Origin of the sequence: Nonomuraea sp. JJY05, assembly GCF_043496855.1 — a bacterium.
Lineage (GTDB): Bacteria > Actinomycetota > Actinomycetes > Streptosporangiales > Streptosporangiaceae > Nonomuraea.
Window position 1 is genome coordinate 84,518 of the sequence record NZ_JBIEIS010000025.1, and the last position, 23,861, is coordinate 108,378.

Genomic DNA, 23,861 nt, shown 5'->3' on the forward strand with positions numbered 1-23,861 from the left:
TCTGGCGGCTTCGGAGGATCTGACGGCTTCGGCGGCTCTGACGGCTTTGAGGGTGGCGCGCCGTCCGCCGCCACGGCGGCGACGGGCCACCGGTCCGCGCGCCCGCGGCGTGTCGTCCGTGATCATGCGGGAGGATGTCGGGCTGTGACCCTCGCCGGTGGCGTGCGGGCCCCGGCGGCGTGGAAGGATGGTGGGCTGTGATCGCGTCGGTGTCGGGCAAGGTGACCGCGATCGCTCCCGACGGAGCCGTGATCGAGGTCGGTGGCGTCGGCATCCTCACCCACTGCACTCCGGGCACGCTCGCCACGCTGCGGATGGGGGAGGACGCGCGCCTGTCCACGTCGCTGGTGGTGCGCGAGGAGTCGCTCACCCTCTACGGGTTCGCCACGGACGACGAGCGGGCGGTGTTCGAGCTGCTGCAGACGGCCAGCGGGGTCGGGCCCAAGCTGGCGCTGGCGATGCTCGCCGTCCACACGCCCAACGCGCTGCGCGTCGCCGTGGCCGGCGCCGACCTCAAGGCGCTCACGCAGGTCCCGGGGATCGGGCAGAAGGGGGCGCAGCGGATCGTGCTGGAGCTGAAGGACCGGCTCGGCACGCCGGAGGAGGTGGTCAACGCCGCGCTCAACGGGGAGCGGCGCGTGGCGGCGTGGCGCGACCAGGTCCACTCGGGGCTGGTGGGGCTGGGCTACTCCAGCAAGGACGCCGACGAGGCCGTCGCCGCCGTGGAGCCGGTCGCTGACGCCGACCTCGCCGCCGGACGCCGGCCCCAGGTCGCCGCGCTCCTCAAGGCCGCCCTCCAGTCCCTGAGCGTCCGATGACCCGCCGCAGAATCCTCCGTGCCGCGACCGCCCGTGCGGGTGCGGCTCTCAAGCTCGGCTTTTGCGGCAGGCCCAAGGTAACCGCACGCGCCGACGCCGCTCTCAAGCCCGGTTCTTACGGCAGGGCCAAGGAAACCGCACGCGCCGACGCCGGTTTCCGTCTGTCATGGCCGGTCGTGAAGGCTCACGGGCTGCCCGCCGTGACGAGCGAGTCGTTGCCCCGGCACCGTGGCCTGGCCGGCCGCCGACCGCGTTGCGCCGGCCTCCGCCGTACCGCGTCCCGCCGTCGCGGCGCGGCGGGCTCCTGCCGCGCGCCGGGAGCGATCGTCGTGGTGATGTCGCGGTGGATGGGTGCCGGTGTGCAGGGGCGGTGCGGCATTGATGGTGCGGCTGGTGTGAGGGGGTGGGGGTGTGGGGTTTGAGCGGGAGTTGGTGTCGTCCGATGCCGGTGGCGACGAGCTGCAGATCGAGGCGGCGCTGCGGCCCAAGCGGCTGGGTGAGTTCATCGGCCAGGGCCGGGTGCGCGAGCAGCTCTCCCTCGTGCTCGAGAGCGCCCTGCGCAGGCAGCGGCCGCCCGACCACGTGCTGATGAGCGGGTCGCCGGGCCTCGGCAAGACCACGCTGGCGATGATCATCGCCGCTGAGCTCAACGCGCCGCTGAGGATCACCTCCGGGCCCGCGCTGGAGCGGGCGGGCGACCTGGCCGCCATCCTGTCCACGCTCGCCGAGGGCGAGGTGCTGTTCATCGACGAGATCCACCGGATGGCCAGGCCCGCCGAAGAGATGCTCTATCTCGCCATGGAGGACTTCCGGGTCGACATCGTCGTCGGCAAGGGCCCGGGAGCCACGGCCATCCCGCTCGACATCGCGCCGTTCACGCTCGTCGGCGCCACCACCCGCGCCGGGTTGCTGCCCGCGCCGCTGCGCGACCGGTTCGGGTTCACCGCGCACATGGACTTCTACGAGGTCGGCGAGCTCGAGCAGGTGCTCTACCGGTCGGCCAGGTTGCTCGGCGTCGTCCTGCCCACGGATGGGGCGCACGAGATCGCCAGGCGCTCCCGCGGGACGCCCCGTATCGCGAACCGGCTGCTGAGGCGGGTGCGGGATTTTGCGGACGTAAGGGCCGACGGGGTGATAAATAGGGAAATCGCGGCGGCGGCCCTCAACCTGTACGAAGTCGACGCCGAAGGGCTCGACCGGCTCGACAGGGCGGTGCTCGGCGTGCTGCTGAAGAAATTCGGCGGCGGCCCGGTCGGCCTGTCCACGCTGGCCGTGGCCGTGGGGGAGGAGCCGGAGACCGTCGAAGTGGTGGCCGAGCCGTTCCTCGTGCGCCAGGGCCTGCTGGCCAGGACCCCGCGCGGCCGGGTCGCGACGGCCGCGGCCTGGAGCCACCTGGGTATGACCCCGCCCCCCGACGCGTTCGGAGCCGCGGCATTCGACTCAGACGGCTGATCACAGAACGGTTGCAACCGTTTCAAATTGGGAACTTCCCCGCGCGCCGAAACGCTGCCTCGTTGCCGCGTTTCGCAACAACGGCCTACACTCCGTGGCTTGGCTGGCTGTGTAGGCTGACGGGCTGAGCGGCGCGGCCCCGACGCAACGCACGGAATTTCCGGCGCGAGGCCGGTGTCAACTTCTTGTACGACAATGGAAGGTCGCCCCTTATGGACATGGGACAACTCGGTAGCATCCTGCCGCTGATTCTGCTGGTGGTGGTGTTCTACTTCCTGCTGATCCGCCCTCAGCGCAAGCGGCAGCAAGAGGCGATCCAAATGCAGAACTCCCTGGCTCCCGGCGCCCGGGTCATGACCACGACCGGACTGTTCGGCACCGTCAAGGCGGTGGACAATGATGACGTGATCCTCGAGGTCGCGCCGGGGATCGAGACCCGCTGGGTGAAGGCCGCGATCGGCCGCGTGGTCACGCCCGGGGACGCTCCCGCGGCGGACGAGTCCTCCGACGACGAGGCCGCACCGGGTGAGGAGGGCAAGAAGGAGTCCGAGGCCACCGTGGATCGCAACGATGACCAGGACTCCAGCACCAAGCAGTCCTGACTAAGCTCTGCGACAAACCTCTATCTGAAAGAACTGACGACCAGTGGCCCGACCGACCAGCCGCCACAGCCGACCGGGGCGAACGCTCCTGGTGCTGCTGGCGCTCATCCTCGCCCTGGGCGGGACGATGTTCCTGCAGAAGGCGTTCACGCCCAAGCTGGGTCTCGACCTCGCCGGCGGCACGACGGTGACTCTGTCCCCGGTGACGCAGAACAACGCGGCACCGCCGGATGAGATCCTCGACCGCGCGGTCAACATCATCCGCGATCGAGTCAACGGCACCGGCATCTCCGACGCGGAGGTCGCCAAGTCCGGCAGCAACATCATCATCTCGATCCCGGGCGTCGGACAGAGCGAGGCCATCAAGCTGGTCGCCACCACCGCGGAGCTGCGCTTCCGCCAGGTGCTGGCCATGGAGGCCACGCAGGTTCCGCAGAACCTGGCCACCAACGCGCCGACGCCGAACCCGTCGGCTTCGGCGAGCCAGTCCGCCACCCCCAAGTCTGACAAGTCCACCACCCCCAGGTCGGACAGGTCCGGCTCGCCCGCGGTCTCCACGCCCAAGCCCAGCGCGTCCCCCACGGGCAAGGCGTTGTCGTCCGCGCTGACCGCGCCGACGCCCGCCGCGTCGGGGACGGCGCAGCCTGCCGCCACGGAGACCCCCCAGAAGCAGCAGAAGAAGGGCCAGGACGCCAAGGCCACCCCGACGGCGGCCCCGTCGGGCCAGCCCAGCACGCCGCCCGCGCAGGACCCCAACGCCGGCATCAACACCCAGGGCATCGACCCGGCGGTGCTGGCCCAGTTCAACAAGCTCAACTGCGCCGACCCGGCCAACCGCGGCCAGGGCGTCCAGGACGACCCGAAGAAGCAGTACGCCGGCTGCGAGACCGACGGCAGCTACAAGTACGTCCTCGACGTCGCCAAGGTCGTCGGCACCGACATCGACACGGCCTCGGCGGGCGTCCGCCAGGGCACCGTCGAGTGGGTCGTCCAGCTCGACTTCAAGAGCAAGGGCGCGGCCGAGTGGAGCAAGCTCACCACGGCCGCCTACAACTCCCAGGAGCCGCGTAACAAGGTCGCGGTCGTGCTCGACGGCGTCGTCATCACCGCCCCCAACATCATCAGCCCGATCCCCGGCGGCCGGGCCGAGATCACCGGTGGCTTCGACCAGGTGAGCGCCACCCAGCTGGCAGACCAGCTCAAGTACGGCGCGCTGCCGCTGAAGTTCAACCGCAGCTCGGTCGACACGGTCTCCTCGACGCTGGGCCAGGACCAGCTGCAGGGCGGTCTGATCGCGGGCCTCATCGGCCTCGTGCTCGTCGTGGTCTACTCGATGCTCTACTACCGCGGCCTCGGCATCGTGGCGGTGCTGAGCCTCGTGGTCGCCACGATCCTGACGTACACGGCGGTGGTCGTGCTCGGCCACAACGCCAACTTCCGGCTCTCGCTGCCGCACATCATCGGCCTCGTGGTCTCGATCGGCATCACCGCCGACTCCTTCATCGTCTACTTCGAACGCATACGTGACGAGATGAAGGAGGGTCACCGGACGCTCCGCGCGGCCGTCGAGGTGGCCTGGGTCCGCGCCCGGCGCACGATCCTGATCGCCGACGCCGTCATGTTCATCGCCGCGATCGTGCTCTACTTCCTCGCGGTCGGCGGTGTGGCCGGGTTCGCCTTCGCGATGGGCCTGACCACGCTGATCGACATCGTGGTGGTGTTCCTGTTCACGAAGCCGTTCATCGCCCTGCTGGCGAGGCTGAAGTTCTTCGCCAAGGGGCACCCGCTGTCCGGCCTCGACGCCGAGCGCATGAGCGAGGTCGGCTCGTCCGGCCGCCCGACCACTCCGCAGGAGGCCTGAGATGGGACTGGCGCGTCGCCTCTACCGCGGCGAGATCAATGTCGACTTCGTCGGCCAGTGGAGACTCTGGTACAGCCTGTCGGGCTTCCTCCTCATCATCTCGCTGGCCGGGCTGCTGATCAACGGGCTCAACCTGGGCGTGGAGTTCAGAGGCGGTACGGTCTTCTCGTTCAAGTCCGAGCAGGCCACCGTCCAAACGGTCCGCGAGGCCGTCCTCAATGAGGGCGCGCACCAGGCGATCGTCCAGTCGGCCGGCACCGGCGGCTGGCGGGTGACCACCGAGAGCCTGCCGGAGAACACCCGGGAGCAGGTGCAGTCCCAGATCGCCAAGGACTTCAACACCCCGGTCGGGCAGGTCAGCGTCCAGGCCATCGGCCCGTCCTGGGGCGGCGAGGTCTCCCAGAAGGCCTGGATCGGCCTGGGCGTGTTCATGCTGGCGATCATCCTGTATCTGTCGATGGCGTTCGAGCCGAAGATGGCGCTGTCGGCGATCGTCGCGCTCGTCCACGACCTCGTCATCACGGCCGGCATCTACGCCTGGTCGGGCTTCGAGGTCACGCCGGCCACGCTGCTGGGCTTCCTGACCATCCTCGGTTACTCGCTCTACGACGCGGTCGTGGTGTTCGACATGATCAAGGAGGTCACGGCCAAGCTGGGGCACACGTCGAAGATGACGTACTCGATGGCGGCCAACAACGCGCTCAACCACACGCTGATCCGGTCGCTGAACACCTCGCTGGTCGCGATCCTGCCGGTGGCGGCGATCCTGTTCATCGGCACCACGCTGCTCGGCGCGGGCACGCTGAAGGACCTGTCGCTGGCGCTGTTCGTCGGCATGATCGTCGGTACGTACTCCTCGCTGTGCGTCGCCACGCCGCTGCTGGTGACGTTGAAGGAGCGGGAGCCGAAGTACCAGGCCATCGCCAGGAGGCTGGCCTCTACGGGAAGCGGCAAGGGGCCGAAGGGTTCCAAAAGCGCGGCCGTAGCCAAGGGATAGCACGTACGCGTACATCACGACGCCCTCGCCCTTCACGGGGTCGGGGGCGTCGTCGTGTGTCCGCTCCCTGAGAGGAAGCGGCCATTCACTTCCCCGGCAGAGGTGACCGGAGCCGGCGACGGCCAAGCCGTGCCAGGTGCCCGGCTGGGGCACGGGGAAGCGTTGTCCGGGAGGCGATTCCCCAGCCGGGTGATCCCGGCAGTAACCTCTCGGGGTCCGATGGAGCCCGCCGGCACGCCGCCGGTGGAGAACAGTGAGGAACCCCTTATGAGCGACCTGAGCACGCTGATCCTGGGCAGGATCAGGGACGTGCCCGACTACCCCAAGCCGGGCGTGATGTTCAAGGACATCACCCCGCTGCTGGGCGACCCGGTCGCGATGGCGGCCGTGGTGGACGAACTGGCCGGGCTGCACCAGGTGGACAAGATCGTGGGCATCGAGGCGCGCGGGTTCATCCTCGCGGCTCCGGTGGCCTACCGGGCGCAGGCGGGTTTCGTACCGGTACGGAAGAAGGGGAAACTGCCCGCCGAAACCCTCGAAGAGTCCTACGATCTGGAGTACGGCTCCGCGACCATCGAGGTCCACCGTGACGCCTTCACGCCCGGCGACCGCGTTCTCGTGGTCGACGACGTGCTGGCCACGGGCGGCACCGCGAAGGCGGCCGTGGATCTGGTGAAGAGGGCCGGCGCCGAGGTCGTCGGCATCGCCGTGCTCATGGAACTGGCCTTTCTCAAGGGACGTGAGCGGCTGACGGGAGTGGATCTGCACTCCCTCGTGATCGTCTGAGCCCGGCCCGCGACGGCCCAGGTTCGCCGCCTGGATACACTGGGGGATCTGGACTCGAACGTGAGGAGCCATTGCGTGAGGAGTCTGTGTGCCCCGTGATGTGGTCGTGCCCGACGTAACCGACTCCGGCAACGCCGAGGCGTCCGGCGTTCCAGCGGTGCGTCGAAGGCGGTTTGGGGGTGGGGCCATGAATCCGGTGCTGGAGCCGCTGTTCCGCACGGTCCGCGCCACCCACCCCAAGGCCGACCTGCGCCTGATCGAGCGTGCGTACGACGTCGCCGCCTACCACCACCGCGACCAGAAGCGGAAGTCCGGCGACCCGTACATCACCCACCCGCTGGCGGTGGCCACGATCCTGGCCGAGCTCGGCACCGACGACGAGACCCTGTGCGCCGCGCTGCTCCACGACACGGTGGAGGACACCGCCTACGGCCTCGACGAGCTGCGCGGCGACTTCGGCGACACCATCGGGTCGCTCGTCGACGGCGTGACCAAGCTGGACAAGGTCAAGTTCGGCGACGCCGCGCAGGCCGAGACCGTGCGCAAGATGGTCGTCGCCATGTCGCGCGACATCCGCGTGCTGATCATCAAGCTCGCCGACCGGCTCCACAACATGCGCACCATGCGCTACCTCCCCGAGCACAAGCGTCACCAGAAGTCGCGCGAGACGCTCGAGATCTTCGCCCCGCTGGCCCACCGCCTGGGCATGAACACGATCAAGTGGGAGCTCGAGGACCTGGCCTTCGCCATGCTCTACCCCAAGCGCTACGACGAGATCGCGCGCATGGTGTCGGAGCGGGCGCCGCGCCGCGACCTGTTCCTGCAGGAGGTCATCGAGAAGGTCTCCGGCGACCTGCGCGAGGCCAAGATCCGCGCCGTCGTCAAGGGCCGGCCGAAGCACTACTACTCGGTCTACCAGAAGATGATCGCCCGCGACGTGGCCTTCGACGACATCTACGACCTGGTGGGCATCCGTGTCCTCGTCGACAGCGTGCGCGACTGCTACGCCGCGCTCGGCACCATCCACGCCCGGTGGAACCCGGTGCCGGGGCGGTTCAAAGACTACATAGCGATGCCCAAGTTCAACATGTACCAGTCGCTGCACACGACGGTGATCGGTCCCGAGGGCAAGCCGGTGGAGCTGCAGATCCGCACCCACGCGATGCACCACCGGGCCGAGTACGGCGTGGCCGCGCACTGGAAGTACAAGGAGGAGGTCGGCAGCCCCGGCCCCACCGGCAAGGTCAAGCCGGGCAGCGACATGGCCTGGCTGCGCCAGCTCCTCGACTGGCAGAAGGAGACCTCCGACCCGGGCGAGTTCCTGGAGTCGCTGCGGTTCGACCTGTCGGTGTCCGAGGTCTACGTGTTCACCCCGAAGGGGCAGGTCATCGCGCTGCCCGAGGGCGCCACGCCGGTCGACTTCGCGTACGCCGTGCACACCGAGGTGGGCCACCGCTGCATCGGCGCCCGGGTCAACGGGCGGCTGGTGCCGCTGGAGTCGCGGCTCGGCAACGGCGACACGGTCGAGATCTTCACCTCCAAGTCGCCGGACGCCGGGCCGTCGCGCGACTGGCTCAAGTTCGTCAAGTCGGGCCGGGCCCGCAACAAGATCCGGCAGTGGTTCTCCAAGGAGCGCCGCGAGACCGCGATCGAGGCGGGCAAGGAGGCCATCGGGCGGGCCATGCGCAAGCAGGGCCTGCCGTTGCAGCGGCTGATGTCCGGCGAGGCGCTGCTGGCGCTCGCCCGCGACCTGCGCTACCCCGACGTGTCCGCGCTCTACGCGGCCGTGGGGGAGGGGCACATCGCGGCGCAGGCCGTCGTGCAGAAGCTGGTGGCCTCGATCGGCGGCGTCGACAGCGCCGAGGAGGACATCGCCGAGACCTCGCTGCCCACCCGGCTGCGCGGCCGTCCCCGCGGCGGTGGCGGCGCGGGCGTGGTCGTGGCGGGCGACGCCGACGTGTGGGTACGCCTGTCGAAGTGCTGCACGCCGGTGCCCGGCGACGAGATCGTCGGGTTCGTCACGCGCGGGCACGGGGTGTCCGTGCACCGCGCCGACTGCACCAACGTGCAGCAGCTCAAGGAGCAGCCCGACCGGCTCGTCGAGGTCAGCTGGTCGCCCAGCGACGACAGCGTGTTCCTGGTCGCGATCCAGGTGGAGGCGCTGGACCGGCCGCGGCTGCTGTCCGACGTCACGCGTACGCTCTCCGACCAGCACGTCAACATCCTGAGCGCGTCCGTCACGACGTCCCGGGACCGGGTGGCGATCAGCAAGTTCACGTTCGAGATGGGCGATCCCAAGCACCTGGGGCACGTGCTCAAGGCCGTGCGCAGCATCCAGGGCGTGTTCGACGTCTACCGCGTCAGCGGCGCCGGCAGCTGACCGCTTCCGGGGGATCCCGGCGAAGCGCACCAGGGGCGTCCTCCGCGCGCCTGTGGTGCGCCCGCATGCGGCGGCGCCGAACCCCGGGTGGGGTCAGCGGGGGCGCAGGTCCGGGAGGTTGACGACGATGGCCTCCTGGGTGCTGCGGGCGATGACGACCACGGCCTCCTGCGACGGGTCCGGATTCTCCTCGCGATGCGGCACGTACGGCGGCACGAAGATGTAGTCGCCGGGCTTGGTGTCCAGCCGCACCTCCCGCCCGTCCTCCAGGAACACGAACGACGGCGTGCCGCTGACCACGTAGATGGCCGTCTCGGAGGCTCCGTGGTGGTGGTCGGACGAGCGCGTGGCGGGCGCGACGTGGGTCTGGCCCATCCACAGGCGGGCGGACCCGGCCGTGGCCCCGCTGATCGCCGCGAGCCTGCGCATGCCGGAGCTCTGCGCCGTCTCGTCCGAGAGCTCTCCTGAGGGCACGTGACGCAGTGGCTGGTGGAACGGGTCCCCCTCCGCCCTGTAACCCTCCCAGAGGCGCCCTCCAGCGCGTTCCAGGACGTCCGAGGCGACGACGGCCAGCCGTGCCGAGTCGTCGACGGCGCCGAGCAGCGCCTCCGCCAGCACCGGATCGTGGGCGCGCAGCTCGCGCAGCAGCCACTTGCCGCTCCCCTGCCACCTGCGCCCCAGCCCGAGCGCCATCCTGGCGGTCTCCTGCACCACCTGCCACCGGATGAACGTACGCTCGCCCACGTCGGTGGCCCCCGAGAGGTCGTCCAGGAGGTCGGACAGGGCGTATCTGGCCCGTTCGGCCTGTGAGCTGGTCAGACCGCCCGGGCCGGTCGCCAGGCGCTCGCTCAGCTCCGCCTGGAGGTCGCTGGCCCGGCCGCTCGTCCGGTCGGTCAGCACCGCGCCCTCGGCGCACATGCGGGCCAGGCTCGGCTGGCGCCGGTCGAAGTCCTTGTCGAGGTAGGCGTGCAGGCTGGTCTCGCTGTGCACGAACAGCTCCACGGGCCACTCCCGCCACCGCAGCGACTCGCGGTAGGGGGTGGGCAGGCCGTCGAGCACCACGACGACGTCGAGGTCGGAGGTGCTGGTGCGGCGCTCGGTGAGGGCGCTGCCGCCGACGAAGGCGTACAGGGCCCCCGGGAACATCTCCTCGACGAGGGCACGTGCGGCGCTGACGGGATCCATGCCCGCCAGCCTAGGTCTCAGCCCCTTCCGCCGCCGCCCCATTTCACGCACCGCCGCCACTCGCTCGCGCACGGTGGTGTGGCCCGGTGGAGGCCGGACGCGGCCTCCACGGGCACGGGGGTCAGCTGAACTCGGCGAGCGTGCGCTCGGCCTCCTCCAGCCACGAGCGCCGGGCGATCAGCGCCTCCTCGGTCTCCTTGATGTCCTTGGCGCGACCGGCGGCCTGCGCCTTGGACAGCCGCTTCTCCAGCTGCTCGATCGAGGTGCGCAGCTGGTCGACCGTGCTCTGCGCACGGGCGCGGGCCTCGGGGTTGGAGCGCTTCCACTCGGCGTCCTCGGCCCTGCGCACGGCCTCGTCCACCTTGCGCAGCCCGCCCTCGAGCCGGTCGCGCTGCTCGCGCGGCACCGGGCCGGCGGCCTCCCAGCGCTCCAGGATGCTCCGCAGCGCCGAGCGGGCCGTGCGCACGTCCGTGACCGGGAGGATCTTCTCGGCCTCGGCCAGCAGCTCCTCCTTGGCCTCCGCGTTGGCGGCCAGCGAGGCGTCGCGCTCGGCGAAGACGGCGGAACGGGCCTGGAAGAACTGGTCCTGCGCGCCCTTGAAGCGGGCCCACAGCTCGTCCTCGGCCTCGCGCGAGGCCCGGCCGGCGCTCTTCCACTGCTGCATCAGCTCGCGGTAGATGGCCGCGGTCTGGCCCCAGTCGGTCGAGTCGGCCAGCGCCTCGGCCTCGGCGACGATGCGCTCCTTGGCCGCCCGCACGCCCTCGCGCTGCTCGTCGAGCCCCGCGAAGTAGGCCTTGCGCCGCTTGGCGAACGCCGTACGGGCCGCCGACAGCCGCTTCCACAGCGCGGCCTCGGTGACCCGGTCGATGCGGTCGGCGGCCTTCCACTCCTCGACGAGCTGGCGCAGCCGCTCGCCACCGGACTTCCAGTGGGTGGTCTCGTCCGCGATGCGCTCGGCCTCGGCGACGATGCGCTCCTTGACCGACCTGGCCTCGGCGCGCGCGTGCTCGCGGGCCGCCTTGACCTCCTCGCGGCGCTGGGCGACCAGCTCCGTCAGGCCGTCGAGCCGGGCCGTCAGCGCGTCGAGGTCGCCGATGGCGTGGGCGTCGGCGACGGCCTCACGCAGCTTGACGATGCTCGCCTCGGCCTGGGCAGGAGCCAGGTCGGTGCCCTTGACGCGCTGTTCCAGCAGCTGTACCTGACCGGCCAGCTCGTCGTACTTGCGATGGAAGTAGGCCAGTGCCTCTTCGGGTTCACCGGCCTGCCAGGAGCCGACGGCCCGCTCTCCCTCAGCCGTACGCACGTAGACGGTGCCGTCGTCGTCTACCCGGCCCCACGGGTCGGTGCTCACCGTGTCCTCCCGCACTTTCCATCAGACCCTTCGGGACTACTTCGTCCCTAGTTTGTATTACGTCAGCCCTTGCTGGCGATTGTCACGTCTTTGATTTCGACGGTTTGCTTCGGCGCCCCCGTCCCGTCGCCCGCGTCCCCGATGACGCCTGCTTTGTTCACCTTGTCCAGGATGTCGAGCCCCTTGGTGATCGTACCCACCGGCGTGTAATCCGGGGTGAGTCCGATGTCTCCGAAAACGAGGAAGAACTGGCTTCCCGTGCTCCCCGGCGCCTGCGTTTTGGCCATGGCCATCACGCCGCGCTTGTACTGGGCGCCCTGGAGGTTCTCCTCGGCCATGACGTAGCCGGGGCCGCCGGTGCCGTCCTGGCTCTTGCCGTCGGCCTTGGCCGACGGGTCGCCGCACTGCAGCATCGGGAACTGGGCGCTGCCGAGCCGGTGGCACTTGCTGCCGTCGTAGTACTTCTTCTTCGCCAGGAACTCCAGCGAGTTGGTCGTGCAGGGCGCCTTGGCGTTGTTCAGCTCGACGACGATGTCACCCAGGTTGGTCTTGATCGTCATCGCCTTGGTCGCCGGCGTGGTCTTGACCTTGGCCGGGGGCATGCCGACGTCCTTGACCTGCCCGCCTCCGGCGTCCTTTACGTAGTCGCAGGTGCCCGTCGCCGCGTCGTACGGCTTGGGCCCCGCCGCGGCCGAAGCCGAGGCCGAGGCCGAAGGCGCCGCGGTGTCGGCGGCGGACGCCGACGGCGAGGAGGCCGCGTCGGTCCCCGCGCCGTTCCCGCCCAACAGCGCGACCGCGGCGACGATGCCGCCGATCACGATCACGACGCCCACGGAGGAGCCGATGATCGCCGTGCGCTTGGCCTTCTGCTCGCGTTCGAGCCGGCGCTGCATCTGCCGCTCGTAGTGCTCACGCGCCAGCTGCTTCTGCCGGTCCTTCCCCGTGGCCACCGCTTTGCCTCCCATAGTCAATCAACTGAGGTGGGCGAATCGTATCGGCCAACGGGTAATGATTCGCAGCCCGGCGACCCGCACCGGTACCCTTCGGTTACATTCCCATTGGCTTTTCGACGAGATCACCTGAGGCAGATGCTCATCGCCGGCTTCCCCGCAGGGGCCTTCCAGACCAATTGTTACGTTGTCGCGCCCGCGGCCGGCGAGGAATGCGTGATCGTCGATCCAGGTCAGGACGCGACCGAGGGCGTCGACGAGCTGCTGCGCGAGCACCGGCTCAAGCCGGTCGCGGTCCTGCTCACCCACGGCCACCTCGACCACGTCTGGTCGGTCGCCCCGGTCTGCGGCGCGCGTGACGTCCCCGCGTGGATCCACCCCGACGACCGCCACCTGCTGAGCGACCCGGCCGCCGGCTGGTCGGGCACGAGCTCCTCGCTGTTCGGCGGGCTGACGCTGAGCGAGCCCGACGACGTGCGCGAGCTGTCCGACGGGGCCGTGCTCGAGCTGGCGGGCCTCGAGCTCGTGGTCGACCACACGCCTGGCCATACCAGGGGGTCGGTGAGCTTCCGGCTGCCCGATGACGAGGTCATGTTCTCGGGCGACCTGCTGTTCGCCGGCTCCATCGGCCGCACCGACCTGCCCGGCGGTGACTACGCGACCATTTTGCGCAGCCTGGCTGCCAAGTGCCTGACGCTGCCTGACGATACGGTCGTCCTGCCGGGCCACGGACCACAGACGACGATCGGCCGCGAGCGCGCTACCAACCCATACGTGAAGGAAGCGGCGCCGCAGTCCGGTCCCACACGAGGGATCTAATGAGCTTCCAAGCACCTAAAGGTGTCAAAGAGTACGTTCCACCGCAGGCCTCGACGTTCTACGCAATTCGCGGAGCTTTCGCCGAGACGGCCAGGCGGGCCGGATACTCCTACCTGGAGACCGCGGTCTTCGAGGACACCCAGCTGTTCGCGCGTGGCGTCGGCGAGTCCACCGACGTCGTGAGCAAGGAGATGTACACCTTCACCGACCGCGGCGGCAGGTCGCTGACGCTGCGCCCGGAGTTCACCGCGGGCGTGCTGCGCGCGGTGCTCGAATACGGCCTGCACCGCGGCCAGCTCCCGGTGAAGGTCTGGACCGACGGCCCGGTCTTCCGCGCGGAGGCGCCCCAGGAGGGCCGCTACCGCCAGTTCTACCAGCTCGACCTGGAGGCCGTCGGCAGCGAGGACCCGGCGGTCGACGCCGAGACGATCGCGCTGGCCTGGCAGTGGTATACCGCGCTCGGCCTGACCCGGGTGCGGCTGCTGCTCAACTCGCTGGGCTGCAAGGAGTGCCGCCCGATCTACCGGGCCCGGCTGCAGGAGTTCCTGCGCGGGCTCGATCTCGACGAGGCCACCAGGGCCCGCATCGAGATCAACCCGTTGCGCGTGCTCGACGACCGGCGTCCGGAGGTGCGCGCCCAGCTCGAGGACGCGCCGCTCATCGGCGACCACCTCTGCGCCGACTGCGAGGCATACCACGACCGGGTCAAGCAGTTCCTGGCCGACCTGGGCATCCCGTGGGAGGACGCGCCCAGGCTGGTGCGCGGGCTCGACTACTACACCCGCACCACCTTCGAGTTCGACCACCCGCTGCTGGGGGCGCAGTCCGGCATCGGCGGCGGCGGCCGCTACGACGGGCTCTCCGAGGCCATCGGCGGGCCGCCGCTGCCCGGCATCGGCTTCGGCCTCGGTCTCGACCGCACCGTCATCGCCTTGGAACGGGAGGGCGTCGTGCTCGACACCCCGGCCCGCTGCGAGGTGTACGGTGTGGCGCTGGGCGACGAGGCGGCGCGGGCCATGTTCAAGCTCGTGAGCGAGCTGCGCGCGGCCGGTGTCGCCGCCGACATGTCCTTCGGCGGCAAGGGGCTCAAGGGCGCGATGAAGGGGGCCGATCGTTCCGGCGCCCGCTTCGCGCTGATCCTGGGCGAGCGTGACCTGGCGGCCGAGGCCGTGCAGGTGAAGGACCTGACCACCGCTGAGCAGACCGAGGTGCCCTTGGCCAAGGTCGTCGACGTTTTGAAAGGGAAACTGCAGTGATCCGCACGCACAAGGCCGGGTCGCTCCGCGAGGAGCACGCCGGGCAGCAGGTGACGCTCGCAGGATGGGTGGCCCGCCGCCGTGACCACGGCGGCGTGGTCTTCATCGACCTGCGCGACGCCTCCGGCTCGGCGCAGGTGGTCTTCCGCGAGGAGGACCACGCCCACGACCTGCGCGCCGAATACTGCGTGAAGGTCGTCGGCCAGGTCAGGGTCCGCCCCGAGGGCAACGAGAACCCCGACCTGCCCACCGGCGCGATCGAGGTCGTGGCCGAGCAGGTCGAGGTGCTGAGCGAGTCCGCGCCGCTGCCCTTCCCGATCGAGGGCAACGTGGGGGTCTCGGAGGAGGCCCGGCTCAAGTACCGCTACCTCGACATCCGCCGCCAGCAGGTGGCCAACGCCATGCGCACCCGCTCCAAGGCCACCTACCTCGCCAACGAGGTGATGCACGAGCTGGGCTTCGTCTACGTCGAGACGCCGACCCTGACCCGCTCCACGCCCGAGGGCGCGCGCGACTTCCTGGTGCCGGTGCGCCTGCAGCCCGGCAACTGGTACGCCCTGCCCCAGTCGCCCCAGCTGTTCAAGCAGCTCCTCCAGGTCGCCGGCCTCGAGCGCTACTACCAGCTCGCCAAGTGCTACCGCGACGAGGACCTGCGGGCCGACCGGCAGCCGGAGTTCACGCAGATCGACGTCGAGATGTCCTTCGTGGACCAGGAGGACGTCATCGAGGTCGGCGAGAAGCTGATCGGCCGGCTGTGGAAGGAGATCGCCGGCTACGAGCTGCCGACGCCCCTGCCGCGCATGACGTACGCCGACGCGATGGCCCGCTACGGCTCCGACAAGCCGGACCTGCGCTTCGGCCAGGAGCTGGTCGAGATGACCGGCTACTTCGCGGGCACCCCCTTCCGCGTCTTCCAGGCCGAATACGTCGGCGCCGTGGTCATGCCGGACGGTGCCTCGCAGACGCGCAAGGAGCTCGACGGCTGGCAGGACTGGGCGCGCAGCCGCGGCGCCAAGGGCCTGGCCTACGTGCTCGTCCAGGAGGACGGCACGCTGGGCGGCCCGGTCGCCAAGAACCTCACCGAGGAGGAGCTCTCCGGGCTCGCCGCCAAGGTCGGCGCCGAGCCGGGCGACGCGATCTTCTTCGCGGCCGGCCCGAAGCACTCCTCGCGCGACCTGCTCGGGGCGGCCCGCCTGGAGATCGGCCGCCGCTGCGGGCTGATCGACGAGTCCGCGTGGTCGTTCCTGTGGGTCGTCGACGCCCCCATGTTCGAGCCCGTGTACGACGAGGTGGGCCGCGAGATCGGCTGGACCGCCGTGCACCACCCGTTCACCGGCCCGAAGCCGGAGTGGGCCGACAACTTCCAGGACCACCCGGGCGAGGCGCTGGCCTACGCGTACGACATGGTCTGCAACGGCATGGAGATCGGCGGCGGCTCGATCCGTATCCACCGGGCCGAGATGCAGCAGCGCGTCTTCGACGTGCTGGGCATCTCCAAGGAGGAGGCGGAGAGCAAGTTCGGCTTCCTGCTGGAGGCGTTCAAGTACGGGCCCCCGCCGCACGGCGGCATCGCCTACGGCTGGGACCGCATCTGCATGCTGCTGTCCGGCGGCGACTCGATCCGTGACGTGATCGCGTTCCCGAAGACGGCCTCCGGCTTCGACCCGCTCACGGGCGCGCCCACGCCGATCACGACCGAGCAGCGCAAGGAGGCGGGCGTCGACGCCCAGCCCAAGACCGAGGTCTAGGCACGTGAAAACGGCGGGCACCGGATCCGGTGCCCGCCGTTTTCGCTGTCGCCCTACTTGAAGGTGATGCTCTTGATGATCACCGGGTTCTTGGGCGCCGTGGTGCCGCCGTCGCCGGTGATGTCGGCCTCGTTGACGATCAGGTCCTTGCCGCTGGTGGCCAGCCCCAGCAGCATGTCCATGCCCTCGCTGACCATGCCGACGACGTTGTAGCCGACGTTGAGCTGGGTGTTCTCGTCCGACAGCGAGATGGCGAACTGGCTGTTGTTCTGGCCCATCGCGTCACCCGCCTGGGTCATGAACACCGCGCCCTTGACCAGGGGGATCTCGGTGTTCTCGTCGCCGTAGACGTACCCCGCGGTGCCCTGGCCGTCGGTCGGGTTCTTGCCGTCGGCCTTGGCCTGCGGGTCGCCGCACTGCAGCAGGTGCACGCCGGACACGTCGGGCGTGACCAGGCGGTGGCACTTCATGTTGTCGTAGAACTTCTTCTTCGCCAGGAAGCTGAGCGAGTTGATCGAGCACGGCGCGGCGTCGGTCATGAGGTCGACGACGACGGTGCCGCGGTTGGTGACGATCGTCATCTTCTTCAGCTTCATGTTGGGCTTCTTGCCCGGCAGGCCGACGAACTTGTTCGGCACCCCCGTCTCCCGCTTGTAGGTGCAGGTGACCGGGCCGGTCTTAACCGACGGCGTGGTCGATGGCTGCGTGGAGGCGGAGGTGGAGGCGGAAGCGGAAGGGCTGCTCTCCGCCGAGGCCTTTCCGGGTTCCCTGTTGACCAGCGTGGTCGCGGCGAAGATGCCGCCCGCGACCACGACGACGGCCACGCCCGCGCCGATGAAGGTGTTCCGCCTTGATGTGGTGGTCTGGGCGGCGGCGCGCTTCGCCTGCCGTTCCTTGTGCTCCCGCGCCAGCTCGCTCTGGCGGTCTTCCTCGTTCTGGCGGTCGTCGCCGCTCACCGCTATGTCCTCTCATCTTTGCCCGTGCATGACCAAACAACTCCGCGCATGCTACCGGCCTTCGATATGTGCCGGACGTAAGGGCGAAAGCGGCAGAGGGCGACATGTGAGGTCGCGAACCATATGGTGCTGAGATTCGTAGTTGAAATGAGAACTAAGGAGCACCTCATGTTCGACGAGATCCTCGGCCTGCCGGCGCATCCACTGATCATTCATTTCGCCGTCGTGCTGACCCCGCTGCTGGTGGTGGCGGCGGCCTTCTACGCGCTCGTCCCGCGCCGGCGCACGTACGTGGCGTGGGCGGTGGTGCTGCTGTCCCTGGCCGCTCCCGCGGCGGTCTTCGCGGCCAAGGAGAGCGGCGAGAGCCTCAGGGCGGCCCGCTTCGCCACGGCGGACGGCGAGCTCGGATCCCGCATCACCACCCACCAGAGCTTCGCCAACCCGCTGCTGGTGTCGGTGCTGGGGCTGGCCGTGGCCGCGCTGCTGCTCGTGTACGCCACCAGCCCCGCGCGCGATTCGGTCGGCCGCGACCGGTTCGGCCGGGCCGCGACGCTGACCCTGTCGGCGCTGACGCTGGGGCTGGCCGCGGTGGCCGGCTACTTCGTCTTCCGCGCCGGGGACTCGGGCGCGCGAGCGGTCTGGGGCGCGTAGTCCGCGCGTGTAATCTCATGATGTGGATAGCCTGTTCGATTCCGCGGCCGAAGAGGCCACCCCGCAGCCCCTAGCGGTGCGGATGCGACCGCGCACGCTCGACGAGGTGATCGGTCAGCGGCACCTGCTCGGCCCGGGCACCCCGCTGCGGCGCCTGGTCGAGAGCGAGGCTCCCATGTCGCTGTTCCTGTGGGGACCGCCGGGCACCGGCAAGACCACGCTCGCCTACGTCGTCTCCAACGTCACCGAACGCCGCTTCGTCGAGGTCTCCGCCGTGTCCGCGGGAGTCAAGGACGTACGCGCCGCCATCGACAACGCGCGGCGCGAGCTCGGCATGACCGGCCGGCAGACGGTGCTGTTCGTGGACGAGGTGCACCGCTTCAACAAGGCCCAGCAGGACGCCCTGCTGCCCGCCGTGGAGAACCGCTGGGTCACCTTCATCGGCGCGACCACCGAAAACCCGTTCTTCTCGGTCATCTCACCGCTGCTGTCGCGCTCGCTGCTGCTCACGCTGGAGTCCCTGTCCGAGGACGACATCCGCGCCGTGCTGGAGCGGGCCGTCTCCGACCCGCGCGGCCTCGGCGGGCGCGCCACGCTCGCGCCCCAGGCCCTGGACCATCTCGTACGCCTGGCGGGCGGCGACGCGCGAAGGTCGCTGACGTACCTGGAGGCTGCCGCGCTGCTGGCCGACGACATCACCGTGGAGGTGGTGGAGAAGGCCGTCGACAAGGCGGCCGTACGCTATGACCGCCAGGGCGACCAGCACTACGACGTGATCAGCGCGTTCATCAAGTCGATGCGCGGCTCCGACGCCGACGCGGCCCTCCACTACCTGGCCCGCATGATCGAGGCCGGCGAGGACCCCCGCTTCATCGCGCGCCGCATCGTCATCTTCGCCTCCGAGGACGTCGGCATGGCCGACCCGACCTGCCTGCAGACCGCGGTGGCCGCGGCCCAGGCGGTGCAGCTCATCGGGCTGCCGGAGGGGCAGATCAACCTGGCGCACGCGGTCATCCACTGCGCGATGGCCCCCAAGTCCAACGCCGTGGTCAAGGCCATCGGGGCCGCCATCGGCGACGTCCGTCGCGGCCTCATCGGCCAGGTCCCCGGCCACCTCCGCGACGCCCACTACCCGGGGGCGGCCAAGCTGGGGCACGGGGACGGTTACAAGTACCCGCACGACTTCGACCATGGGCTGGTGCGCCAGGAGTACGCGCCCGAGCAGGTGCGCGAGCGCCGCTACTACGAGCCGACCCGCCACGGCGCCGAAGCCCCGGTCGCGGACCGCTGGGCCAAGATCCGCGACTTCCTCCGCGGCTCCTGACCCCGGCTCAGCACGCGGACCGCACCGGCGGTTCGTGGCATGGTGGCCGTCGTCGCGACGCGGGTCGGTGGGGTGACGGCGCACGTGCGGCGGGCCGAGGTCGTTGGGGTGACGGCGCACGTGCGGCGGGCCGAGGTCGTTGGGGTGACGGCGCACGTGCGGCGGGCCGAGGTCGTCGGAGACACAGCTTGGGCCCTTCCCGGCGCCGGGTCGGCGGGTGGCGCTCGGCGCGATGCGTGCGGCGAGTCGGTGGTGCCGGTGGGGAGTGCCGCTGGAGCCGGCGCTCTCGCCTTCTGAGCGCCGGGTCGGCGCGTCGTTGGTGCTGTGGTGCTCGGCGCGGCTCGTGCGGTACGCAGGGTCGGTGGCGGGGTGCCTTCGAACGTCGTGGGGTGTGGGGGCGTTGGGGAAGGCGTGTGTGGCAGGGTGGGGGATGGCGTAGGTTTGGGGTGCTCGGGCGTTGGACGCGGCCGGGCCGGGGACGGCTGGTGGCGCACGGGATCGGGGCGGCACGCGGGCGGTCATGGAAGCGCCGGACGCCGACGCGGCAGCACGATCAAGGTCGGCGTCCTCACCAAGGTTGTCACTCGAACGCGATAAGGTCTTGCCGTTCCGGCCCAGCGTACGAGGGAGATGAGCGCATGCTTACCGCTGGAGAGGTCGCCGGCCTGATCGCGGCCACAGGCTGGATAGTCCTGGTCTGCGTGCTCGCCATGGTGCTCCTCAAGCTGGCCAGGCTGCTCACCGAGGCCACCAAGGCGGTCTCCGACCTGAACGACCGCCTGACGCCGCTGCTCGACGATATGAGCGTCACGGTCAACGAGACCAACAGGCAGCTGATCGCCGTCGAGGCCATCACCAAGGACGTCAAGCAGGTCAGCGGCCACGCGGCCAAGCTCAGCGCGGTGACGCAGACCATCTTCACCGGGCCGCTGATCAAGGTCTCCTCGCTCGCGTACGGCGTCCGCCGCGCCATCGAGGCCCGCAGGCCCCGCAAGGCCGTCCCGAGGACGCGTCAGGGGCAGGCACGATGATCAGGCGGCTGTTCTACCTGTCACTGGGCGCGTTCCTCACCTTCTGGGTGATGCGCAGGCTGCAGGCGCTCCACCCCGACCACGTCGCCCGCAGGACGGCCAGCACCGCCGCGGGGATGCTCCGGCAGGTGAGAGACTTTACTTCCGACGCGCTCGGCGAGGCCGCGGAGCGCGAAACCGAGTTGCGAGCACGCTTCGGGCTCGGCAACGCTGAAGACAACAACTAACGCAAAGGATGGCCAACATGGAGTCGGCAGAGATCGCCCGCCGCTTCCTGCGCTTCTTCGAGGAGCGTGGGCACAAGGTAGTGCCCTCGGCCAGCCTGATCGCTGAGGACCCCACGCTTCTCCTGGTCAATGCCGGTATGGTGCCGTTCAAGCCGTACTTCCTGGGGCAGCGCAAGCCTCCGGCGTCACGGCTGGCTACCGCGCAGAAGTGCGTGCGCACCCCCGACATCGACGAGGTCGGCAAGACCACGCGGCACGCCACGTTCTTTCAGATGCTGGGCAACTTCTCCATCGGCGACTACTTCAAGTCCGAAGTGATCCCGTTCGCGTGGGAGCTGCTCACCCGCTCCGAGTCCGACGGCGGCTTCGGTTTCCCCGAGGACAAGCTGTGGGCGACGGTCTACCTCGAGGACGACGAGGCCTACGACATCTGGCGCAACCGCGTCGGCCTGCCCGACCACCGCATCCAGCGGCGTGGCCTGGAGGACAACTACTGGCACATGGGCGTGCCCGGCCCCGGCGGCCCCTGCTCGGAGATCTACTACGACCGCGGCGCCGAATACGGCAAGGAGGGCGGCCCCGTCGCCGACGAGGACCGCTATCTCGAGGTGTGGAACCTCGTCTTCATGCAGTACCAGCTCAGCCAGGTCCGCACCAAGATCGACTTCGACGTGGCGGGCGAGCTGCCGGCGAAGAACATCGACACCGGCATGGGCCTCGAGCGCATGGCGGCGATCCTGCAGGGCGTCGACAACATCTACGAGATCGACACCACGTACAAGATTCTCGACAAGGCGGCCGAGCTCACCAAGACCCGCTACGGGCGCGACGCGCGGGCCGACGTGAGCCTGCGGGTGATCGCCGACCACGTCCGCACCGGCACCATGCTGGTGGCCGACGGCGTGCTGCCCAGCAACGAGGGCCGGGGCTACGTCCTGCGCCGCATCCTGCGCAGGAGCGTACGCAACCTGCGCCTGCTCGGCTCCGGCGACGACCGCTACATGCACGAGCTGACCGACGTCGCGATCAACGTCATGGGCGAGCAGTACGACCAGCTCAAGGCCGACGCGCCGCAGATCCACGCGGTCATCGACGCCGAGGAGGCGTCGTTCCTGGGCACGCTGCGCACCGGCACCGCGATCTTCGACGTGGCCGTCGAGGAGACCAAGCGCAAGTCCGGCACCACGCTCTCCGGTGACCAGGCGTTCCAGCTCCACGACACCTACGGCTTCCCCATCGACCTGACGCTGGAGATGGCGGCCGAGCAGGGGCTCAAGGTCGACGAGGAGGGCTTCCGCCGGCTCATGAAGGAGCAGCGGGAGCGGGCCAAGGCCGACGCCGCGGCGAAGAAGACCGGCAACGCCGACATCTCCGTCTTCGGGCAACTGCTGGAGAAGGCGGGCAAGGTCGAGTTCCTCGGCTACGACCAGACCGAGGCCGACACGAGCGTGGTCGGCATCCTCGTCGACGGCGTGCCTGTTCCGGCGGCGGGCGCGGGCACGACCGTGGAGGTCGTGCTCGGGCGCACCCCGTTCTACGCCGAGGGCGGCGGCCAGCTCGCCGACCAGGGCGTGATCCGCACCAGCGGCGGCGAGGTCGAGATCGTCGACGTGCAGTCGCCGCTCGCGGGCCTGGTCGTGCACCGGGGCAAGATCCGCAGCGGTGAGCTGAAGGTCGGCGACGACGCGCAGGCGGAGATCGACCTCGAGCGCCGCCGCGCGATCTCGCGCAGCCACAGCGCCACCCACCTCGTCCACCGCGGTTTCAAGAACGCGCTCGGCGAGACGGCGGCGCAGGCCGGCTCGGAGAACTCGCCCGGCCGCTTCCGCTTCGACTTCACCGCGGCGGGCGCGGTGCCGCCCAGCGTGCTGCGCGACGTCGAGGACGAGGTCAACGCCGTGCTCATCAACGACCTCAAGGTCAACGCCTTCTACACCTCGCAGGCGGAGGCCAGGGCGATGGGCGCGCTGGCGATGTTCGGCGAGAAGTACGGTGACGAGGTCCGCGTCGTCGAGATCGGCGACTACTCGCGCGAGCTGTGCGGTGGCACCCACGTCCACAGCTCCGGTCAGCTCGGCCTGGTCAAGGTGCTGGGAGAGCAGTCGGTCGGCGCGGGCGTGCGCCGCGTCGAGGCGCTCGTCGGCATCGACGCCTTCCGCTTCCTGGCCCGCGAGAGCGTGCTGGTCGCGCAGCTCACCGAGCAGCTCAAGGCGCGCCGCGAGGAGCTGCCCGAGCGCATCGACGGCATCGTCACCCGGCTGCGCACGGCGGAGAAGGAGCTGGAGAAGATCCGCTCCTCCCAGGTGCTCCAGGTGGCCGGTGATCTCGCGGCCAAGGCCGGTGACCTGCACGGAGTCTCCGTTGTGACACACCGCGCGCCTGATGGCACGGGTGCGGATGATCTGCGTAAGCTCGCGCTGGATGTGCGTGGCAGGTTCCCGGCGGACCGGCCGGCGGTCATCGTGATCGCTGGCGTCCCCTCCGACCGACCTGTGGTGGTTGCCGCGGTCAACGAGGCGGGGCGCGAGCGGAAGCTCAAGGCCGGGCAGCTGGTCGGCGTCGCCGCCAAGGCTCTTGGGGGTGGCGGTGGCGGCAAGGACGACGTCGCGCAGGGCGGCGGCACACGGCCGGAGGCGATCGGCGACGCGCTGCAGCTGGTCGAGCGGGCTATCGCGGATCAGCTCGGCTGATATGAGGTTCGGCACGCGGATCGGCGTGGACGTCGGATCCGTACGCGTCGGCGTGGCCCGCAGTGACCCTTCCGGGCTGCTGGCCACGCCGGTCGAGACCGTCAAGCGAGGCAAGGGCGACCTCGACCGCATCGCCACGATCGTCGCGGAGCACGAGGCGATCGAGGTGATCGTGGGGCTGCCCACCTCGCTGTCCGGTCGCGAGGGGCAGGCGGCGGGGCTGGCCCGCCAGTTCGCCGCCGATCTCGCGGTCCGGCTCGCGCCTACGCCGGTGCGGCTGTTCGACGAGCGGCTGACCACGGTCGCCGCGACGCACGGGCTGCGGGCCAGTGGCCTGAAAGCCAAGAAGCAGCGGGGCGTCGTGGATCAGGCCGCCGCCGTCGTGCTGCTGCAGGACGCGCTCGATTCCGAACGCGCCACCGAAAGACCCCCAGGCAGGCCCGTCGCACCGCCTCCAGCGGCCGACGGACCTGCCTCATGAGCGCGCGCGACACGGGGGTCGCGCCCGCGGCGCACCCGGCACGGGGCCCGGCCACGACGTGGCCGCAGGTCCGCCGGGTCGCCCACGCGCAGGCGGCGCGGACACGCGTATGGGGCATGACCTCGAAGGACCGGAGCGTCTGCTCGGCTGACGACTGTGTTGCCGCGGAGGCTCAGGCCCTCTGCTCGGCTGTCGGCGGTGCTGCGAGGGTTCGGGCCGGCCACGCGGCTGCCGGTGGGGCGGCTGTGCGGGTTCGGGCCGGCCACGCGGCTGACGGCTGGGTTGCCGCGGAGCTT

At 70.1% G+C, this 23,861-nt stretch carries 20 protein-coding genes; 16 read left to right on the forward strand and 4 right to left on the reverse strand.

The genetic code is table 11. From position 1 onward, the window contains the following. The first annotated feature begins 197 nt into the window (after positions 1-197). From ruvA to ACFKCF_RS34680, 7 genes are all read left to right on the forward strand, one after another. Positions 198-818 carry a Holliday junction branch migration protein RuvA gene (ruvA, locus tag ACFKCF_RS34650; RefSeq protein WP_394499497.1) on the forward strand — a complete coding sequence of 207 codons (621 nt, stop codon included), beginning with the start codon at positions 198-200 and terminating at the stop codon, positions 816-818. A gap of 411 nt (positions 819-1,229) precedes the next feature. Further along, positions 1,230-2,270: a Holliday junction branch migration DNA helicase RuvB gene (gene ruvB / locus ACFKCF_RS34655; RefSeq protein ID WP_394499498.1), complete on the forward strand. Its 1,041-nt coding sequence runs from the start codon at positions 1,230-1,232 to the stop codon at positions 2,268-2,270. 218 nt (positions 2,271-2,488) lie between these two features. Beyond that, entirely contained in the window at positions 2,489-2,872 is a 384-nt protein-coding gene (gene yajC / locus ACFKCF_RS34660; protein ID WP_394499499.1) for a preprotein translocase subunit YajC, read from the forward strand. Between the two features lie 43 nt (positions 2,873-2,915). Continuing rightward, positions 2,916-4,733: a protein translocase subunit SecD gene (gene secD, locus ACFKCF_RS34665; protein WP_394499500.1), complete on the forward strand. Its 1,818-nt coding sequence runs from the start codon at positions 2,916-2,918 to the stop codon at positions 4,731-4,733. 1 nt (position 4,734) lies between these two features. After that, complete coding sequence (gene secF, locus ACFKCF_RS34670) at positions 4,735-5,730, forward strand: protein translocase subunit SecF (RefSeq protein ID WP_394499501.1); 996 nt, start codon at positions 4,735-4,737, stop codon at positions 5,728-5,730. A 267-nt stretch (positions 5,731-5,997) separates the two neighbouring features. Further along, positions 5,998-6,516: an adenine phosphoribosyltransferase gene (locus ACFKCF_RS34675; RefSeq protein WP_394499502.1), complete on the forward strand. Its 519-nt coding sequence runs from the start codon at positions 5,998-6,000 to the stop codon at positions 6,514-6,516. Between the two features lie 187 nt (positions 6,517-6,703). Next, entirely contained in the window at positions 6,704-8,896 is a 2,193-nt protein-coding gene (locus ACFKCF_RS34680; RefSeq protein ID WP_394499503.1) for a RelA/SpoT family protein, read from the forward strand. A gap of 93 nt (positions 8,897-8,989) precedes the next feature. On the opposite strand, the gene ACFKCF_RS34685 is transcribed toward ACFKCF_RS34680, so the two are convergent. The 3 genes from ACFKCF_RS34685 to ACFKCF_RS34695 form a co-directional block, all read right to left on the reverse strand. After that, positions 8,990-10,081, reverse strand: a complete 1,092-nt coding sequence (locus ACFKCF_RS34685; RefSeq protein WP_394499504.1) for a cupin domain-containing protein — start codon at positions 10,079-10,081, stop codon at positions 8,990-8,992. A 121-nt stretch (positions 10,082-10,202) separates the two neighbouring features. Continuing rightward, positions 10,203-11,432, reverse strand: a complete 1,230-nt coding sequence (locus ACFKCF_RS34690; RefSeq protein WP_394499505.1) for a DUF349 domain-containing protein — start codon at positions 11,430-11,432, stop codon at positions 10,203-10,205. A gap of 62 nt (positions 11,433-11,494) precedes the next feature. After that, entirely contained in the window at positions 11,495-12,382 is an 888-nt protein-coding gene (locus ACFKCF_RS34695) for a peptidylprolyl isomerase (RefSeq protein ID WP_394499506.1), read from the reverse strand. Between the two features lie 138 nt (positions 12,383-12,520). Here ACFKCF_RS34695 and ACFKCF_RS34700 point away from each other — a divergent pair, with 138 nt between their 5' ends. Genes ACFKCF_RS34700 through aspS form a run of 3 tightly spaced genes read left to right on the forward strand, consistent with a single transcriptional unit; the run spans position 12,521 to position 16,205 of the window. Further along, the gene (locus ACFKCF_RS34700; protein ID WP_394499507.1) at positions 12,521-13,201 is read left to right on the forward strand and encodes an MBL fold metallo-hydrolase; all 681 of its coding nucleotides are present in this window, start codon (positions 12,521-12,523) and stop codon (positions 13,199-13,201) included. Further along, on the forward strand, positions 13,201-14,457 hold the full coding sequence (gene hisS, locus ACFKCF_RS34705; RefSeq protein WP_394499508.1) for a histidine--tRNA ligase: 1,257 nt from the start codon (positions 13,201-13,203) through the stop codon (positions 14,455-14,457). Before ACFKCF_RS34700 ends, hisS begins: the two co-directional genes overlap by 1 nt. Further along, positions 14,454-16,205, forward strand: coding sequence for an aspartate--tRNA ligase (aspS, locus tag ACFKCF_RS34710; RefSeq protein WP_394499509.1), 1,752 nt, complete (start codon positions 14,454-14,456; stop codon positions 16,203-16,205). Before hisS ends, aspS begins: the two co-directional genes overlap by 4 nt. A gap of 53 nt (positions 16,206-16,258) precedes the next feature. Here the strand turns inward: aspS and ACFKCF_RS34715 are convergent, their stop codons facing one another. Then, on the reverse strand, positions 16,259-17,161 hold the full coding sequence (locus ACFKCF_RS34715; RefSeq protein ID WP_394499510.1) for a peptidylprolyl isomerase: 903 nt from the start codon (positions 17,159-17,161) through the stop codon (positions 16,259-16,261). A 168-nt stretch (positions 17,162-17,329) separates the two neighbouring features. Here ACFKCF_RS34715 and ACFKCF_RS34720 point away from each other — a divergent pair, with 168 nt between their 5' ends. The 6 genes from ACFKCF_RS34720 to ruvX all read left to right on the forward strand — a co-directional run bounded on the left by ACFKCF_RS34720 (position 17,330) and on the right by ruvX (position 23,565). After that, positions 17,330-17,812 carry a DUF2231 domain-containing protein gene (locus tag ACFKCF_RS34720; protein WP_394499511.1) on the forward strand — a complete coding sequence of 161 codons (483 nt, stop codon included), beginning with the start codon at positions 17,330-17,332 and terminating at the stop codon, positions 17,810-17,812. A gap of 82 nt (positions 17,813-17,894) precedes the next feature. Then, positions 17,895-19,136, forward strand: a complete 1,242-nt coding sequence (locus ACFKCF_RS34725) for a replication-associated recombination protein A (protein WP_394499578.1) — start codon at positions 17,895-17,897, stop codon at positions 19,134-19,136. A gap of 638 nt (positions 19,137-19,774) precedes the next feature. After that, entirely contained in the window at positions 19,775-20,167 is a 393-nt protein-coding gene (locus ACFKCF_RS34730) for a DUF948 domain-containing protein (protein WP_394499512.1), read from the forward strand. Beyond that, entirely contained in the window at positions 20,164-20,394 is a 231-nt protein-coding gene (locus ACFKCF_RS34735) for a hypothetical protein (RefSeq protein ID WP_394499513.1), read from the forward strand. Before ACFKCF_RS34730 ends, ACFKCF_RS34735 begins: the two co-directional genes overlap by 4 nt. Before the next feature lie 17 nt (positions 20,395-20,411). After that, the gene (alaS, locus tag ACFKCF_RS34740) at positions 20,412-23,084 is read left to right on the forward strand and encodes an alanine--tRNA ligase (RefSeq protein ID WP_394499514.1); all 2,673 of its coding nucleotides are present in this window, start codon (positions 20,412-20,414) and stop codon (positions 23,082-23,084) included. 1 nt (position 23,085) lies between these two features. After that, complete coding sequence (gene ruvX, locus ACFKCF_RS34745) at positions 23,086-23,565, forward strand: Holliday junction resolvase RuvX (protein WP_394499515.1); 480 nt, start codon at positions 23,086-23,088, stop codon at positions 23,563-23,565. The last annotated feature ends 296 nt before the right edge of the window (positions 23,566-23,861 follow it).

Excerpts from the sequence above, each read along its gene's own strand:
- yajC (WP_394499499.1), top strand. The coding sequence starts at position 2,489 with ATGGGACAACTCGGTAGCATCCTGCCGCTGATTCTGCTGGTGGTGGTG.
- secF (WP_394499501.1), top strand. The coding sequence starts at position 4,735 with ATGGGACTGGCGCGTCGCCTCTACCGCGGCGAGATCAATGTCGACTTC.
- ACFKCF_RS34675 (WP_394499502.1), top strand. The coding sequence starts at position 5,998 with ATGAGCGACCTGAGCACGCTGATCCTGGGCAGGATCAGGGACGTGCCC.
- ACFKCF_RS34680 (WP_394499503.1), top strand. The coding sequence starts at position 6,704 with ATGAATCCGGTGCTGGAGCCGCTGTTCCGCACGGTCCGCGCCACCCAC.
- ACFKCF_RS34685 (WP_394499504.1), bottom strand. The coding sequence starts at position 10,081 with ATGGATCCCGTCAGCGCCGCACGTGCCCTCGTCGAGGAGATGTTCCCG.
- ACFKCF_RS34700 (WP_394499507.1), top strand. The coding sequence starts at position 12,521 with ATGCTCATCGCCGGCTTCCCCGCAGGGGCCTTCCAGACCAATTGTTAC.
- hisS (WP_394499508.1), top strand. The coding sequence starts at position 13,201 with ATGAGCTTCCAAGCACCTAAAGGTGTCAAAGAGTACGTTCCACCGCAG.
- ACFKCF_RS34720 (WP_394499511.1), top strand. The coding sequence starts at position 17,330 with ATGTTCGACGAGATCCTCGGCCTGCCGGCGCATCCACTGATCATTCAT.
- ACFKCF_RS34725 (WP_394499578.1), top strand. The coding sequence starts at position 17,895 with ATGCGACCGCGCACGCTCGACGAGGTGATCGGTCAGCGGCACCTGCTC.
- ACFKCF_RS34730 (WP_394499512.1), top strand. The coding sequence starts at position 19,775 with ATGCTTACCGCTGGAGAGGTCGCCGGCCTGATCGCGGCCACAGGCTGG.
- ACFKCF_RS34735 (WP_394499513.1), top strand. The coding sequence starts at position 20,164 with ATGATCAGGCGGCTGTTCTACCTGTCACTGGGCGCGTTCCTCACCTTC.
- alaS (WP_394499514.1), top strand. The coding sequence starts at position 20,412 with ATGGAGTCGGCAGAGATCGCCCGCCGCTTCCTGCGCTTCTTCGAGGAG.
- ruvX (WP_394499515.1), top strand. The coding sequence starts at position 23,086 with ATGAGGTTCGGCACGCGGATCGGCGTGGACGTCGGATCCGTACGCGTC.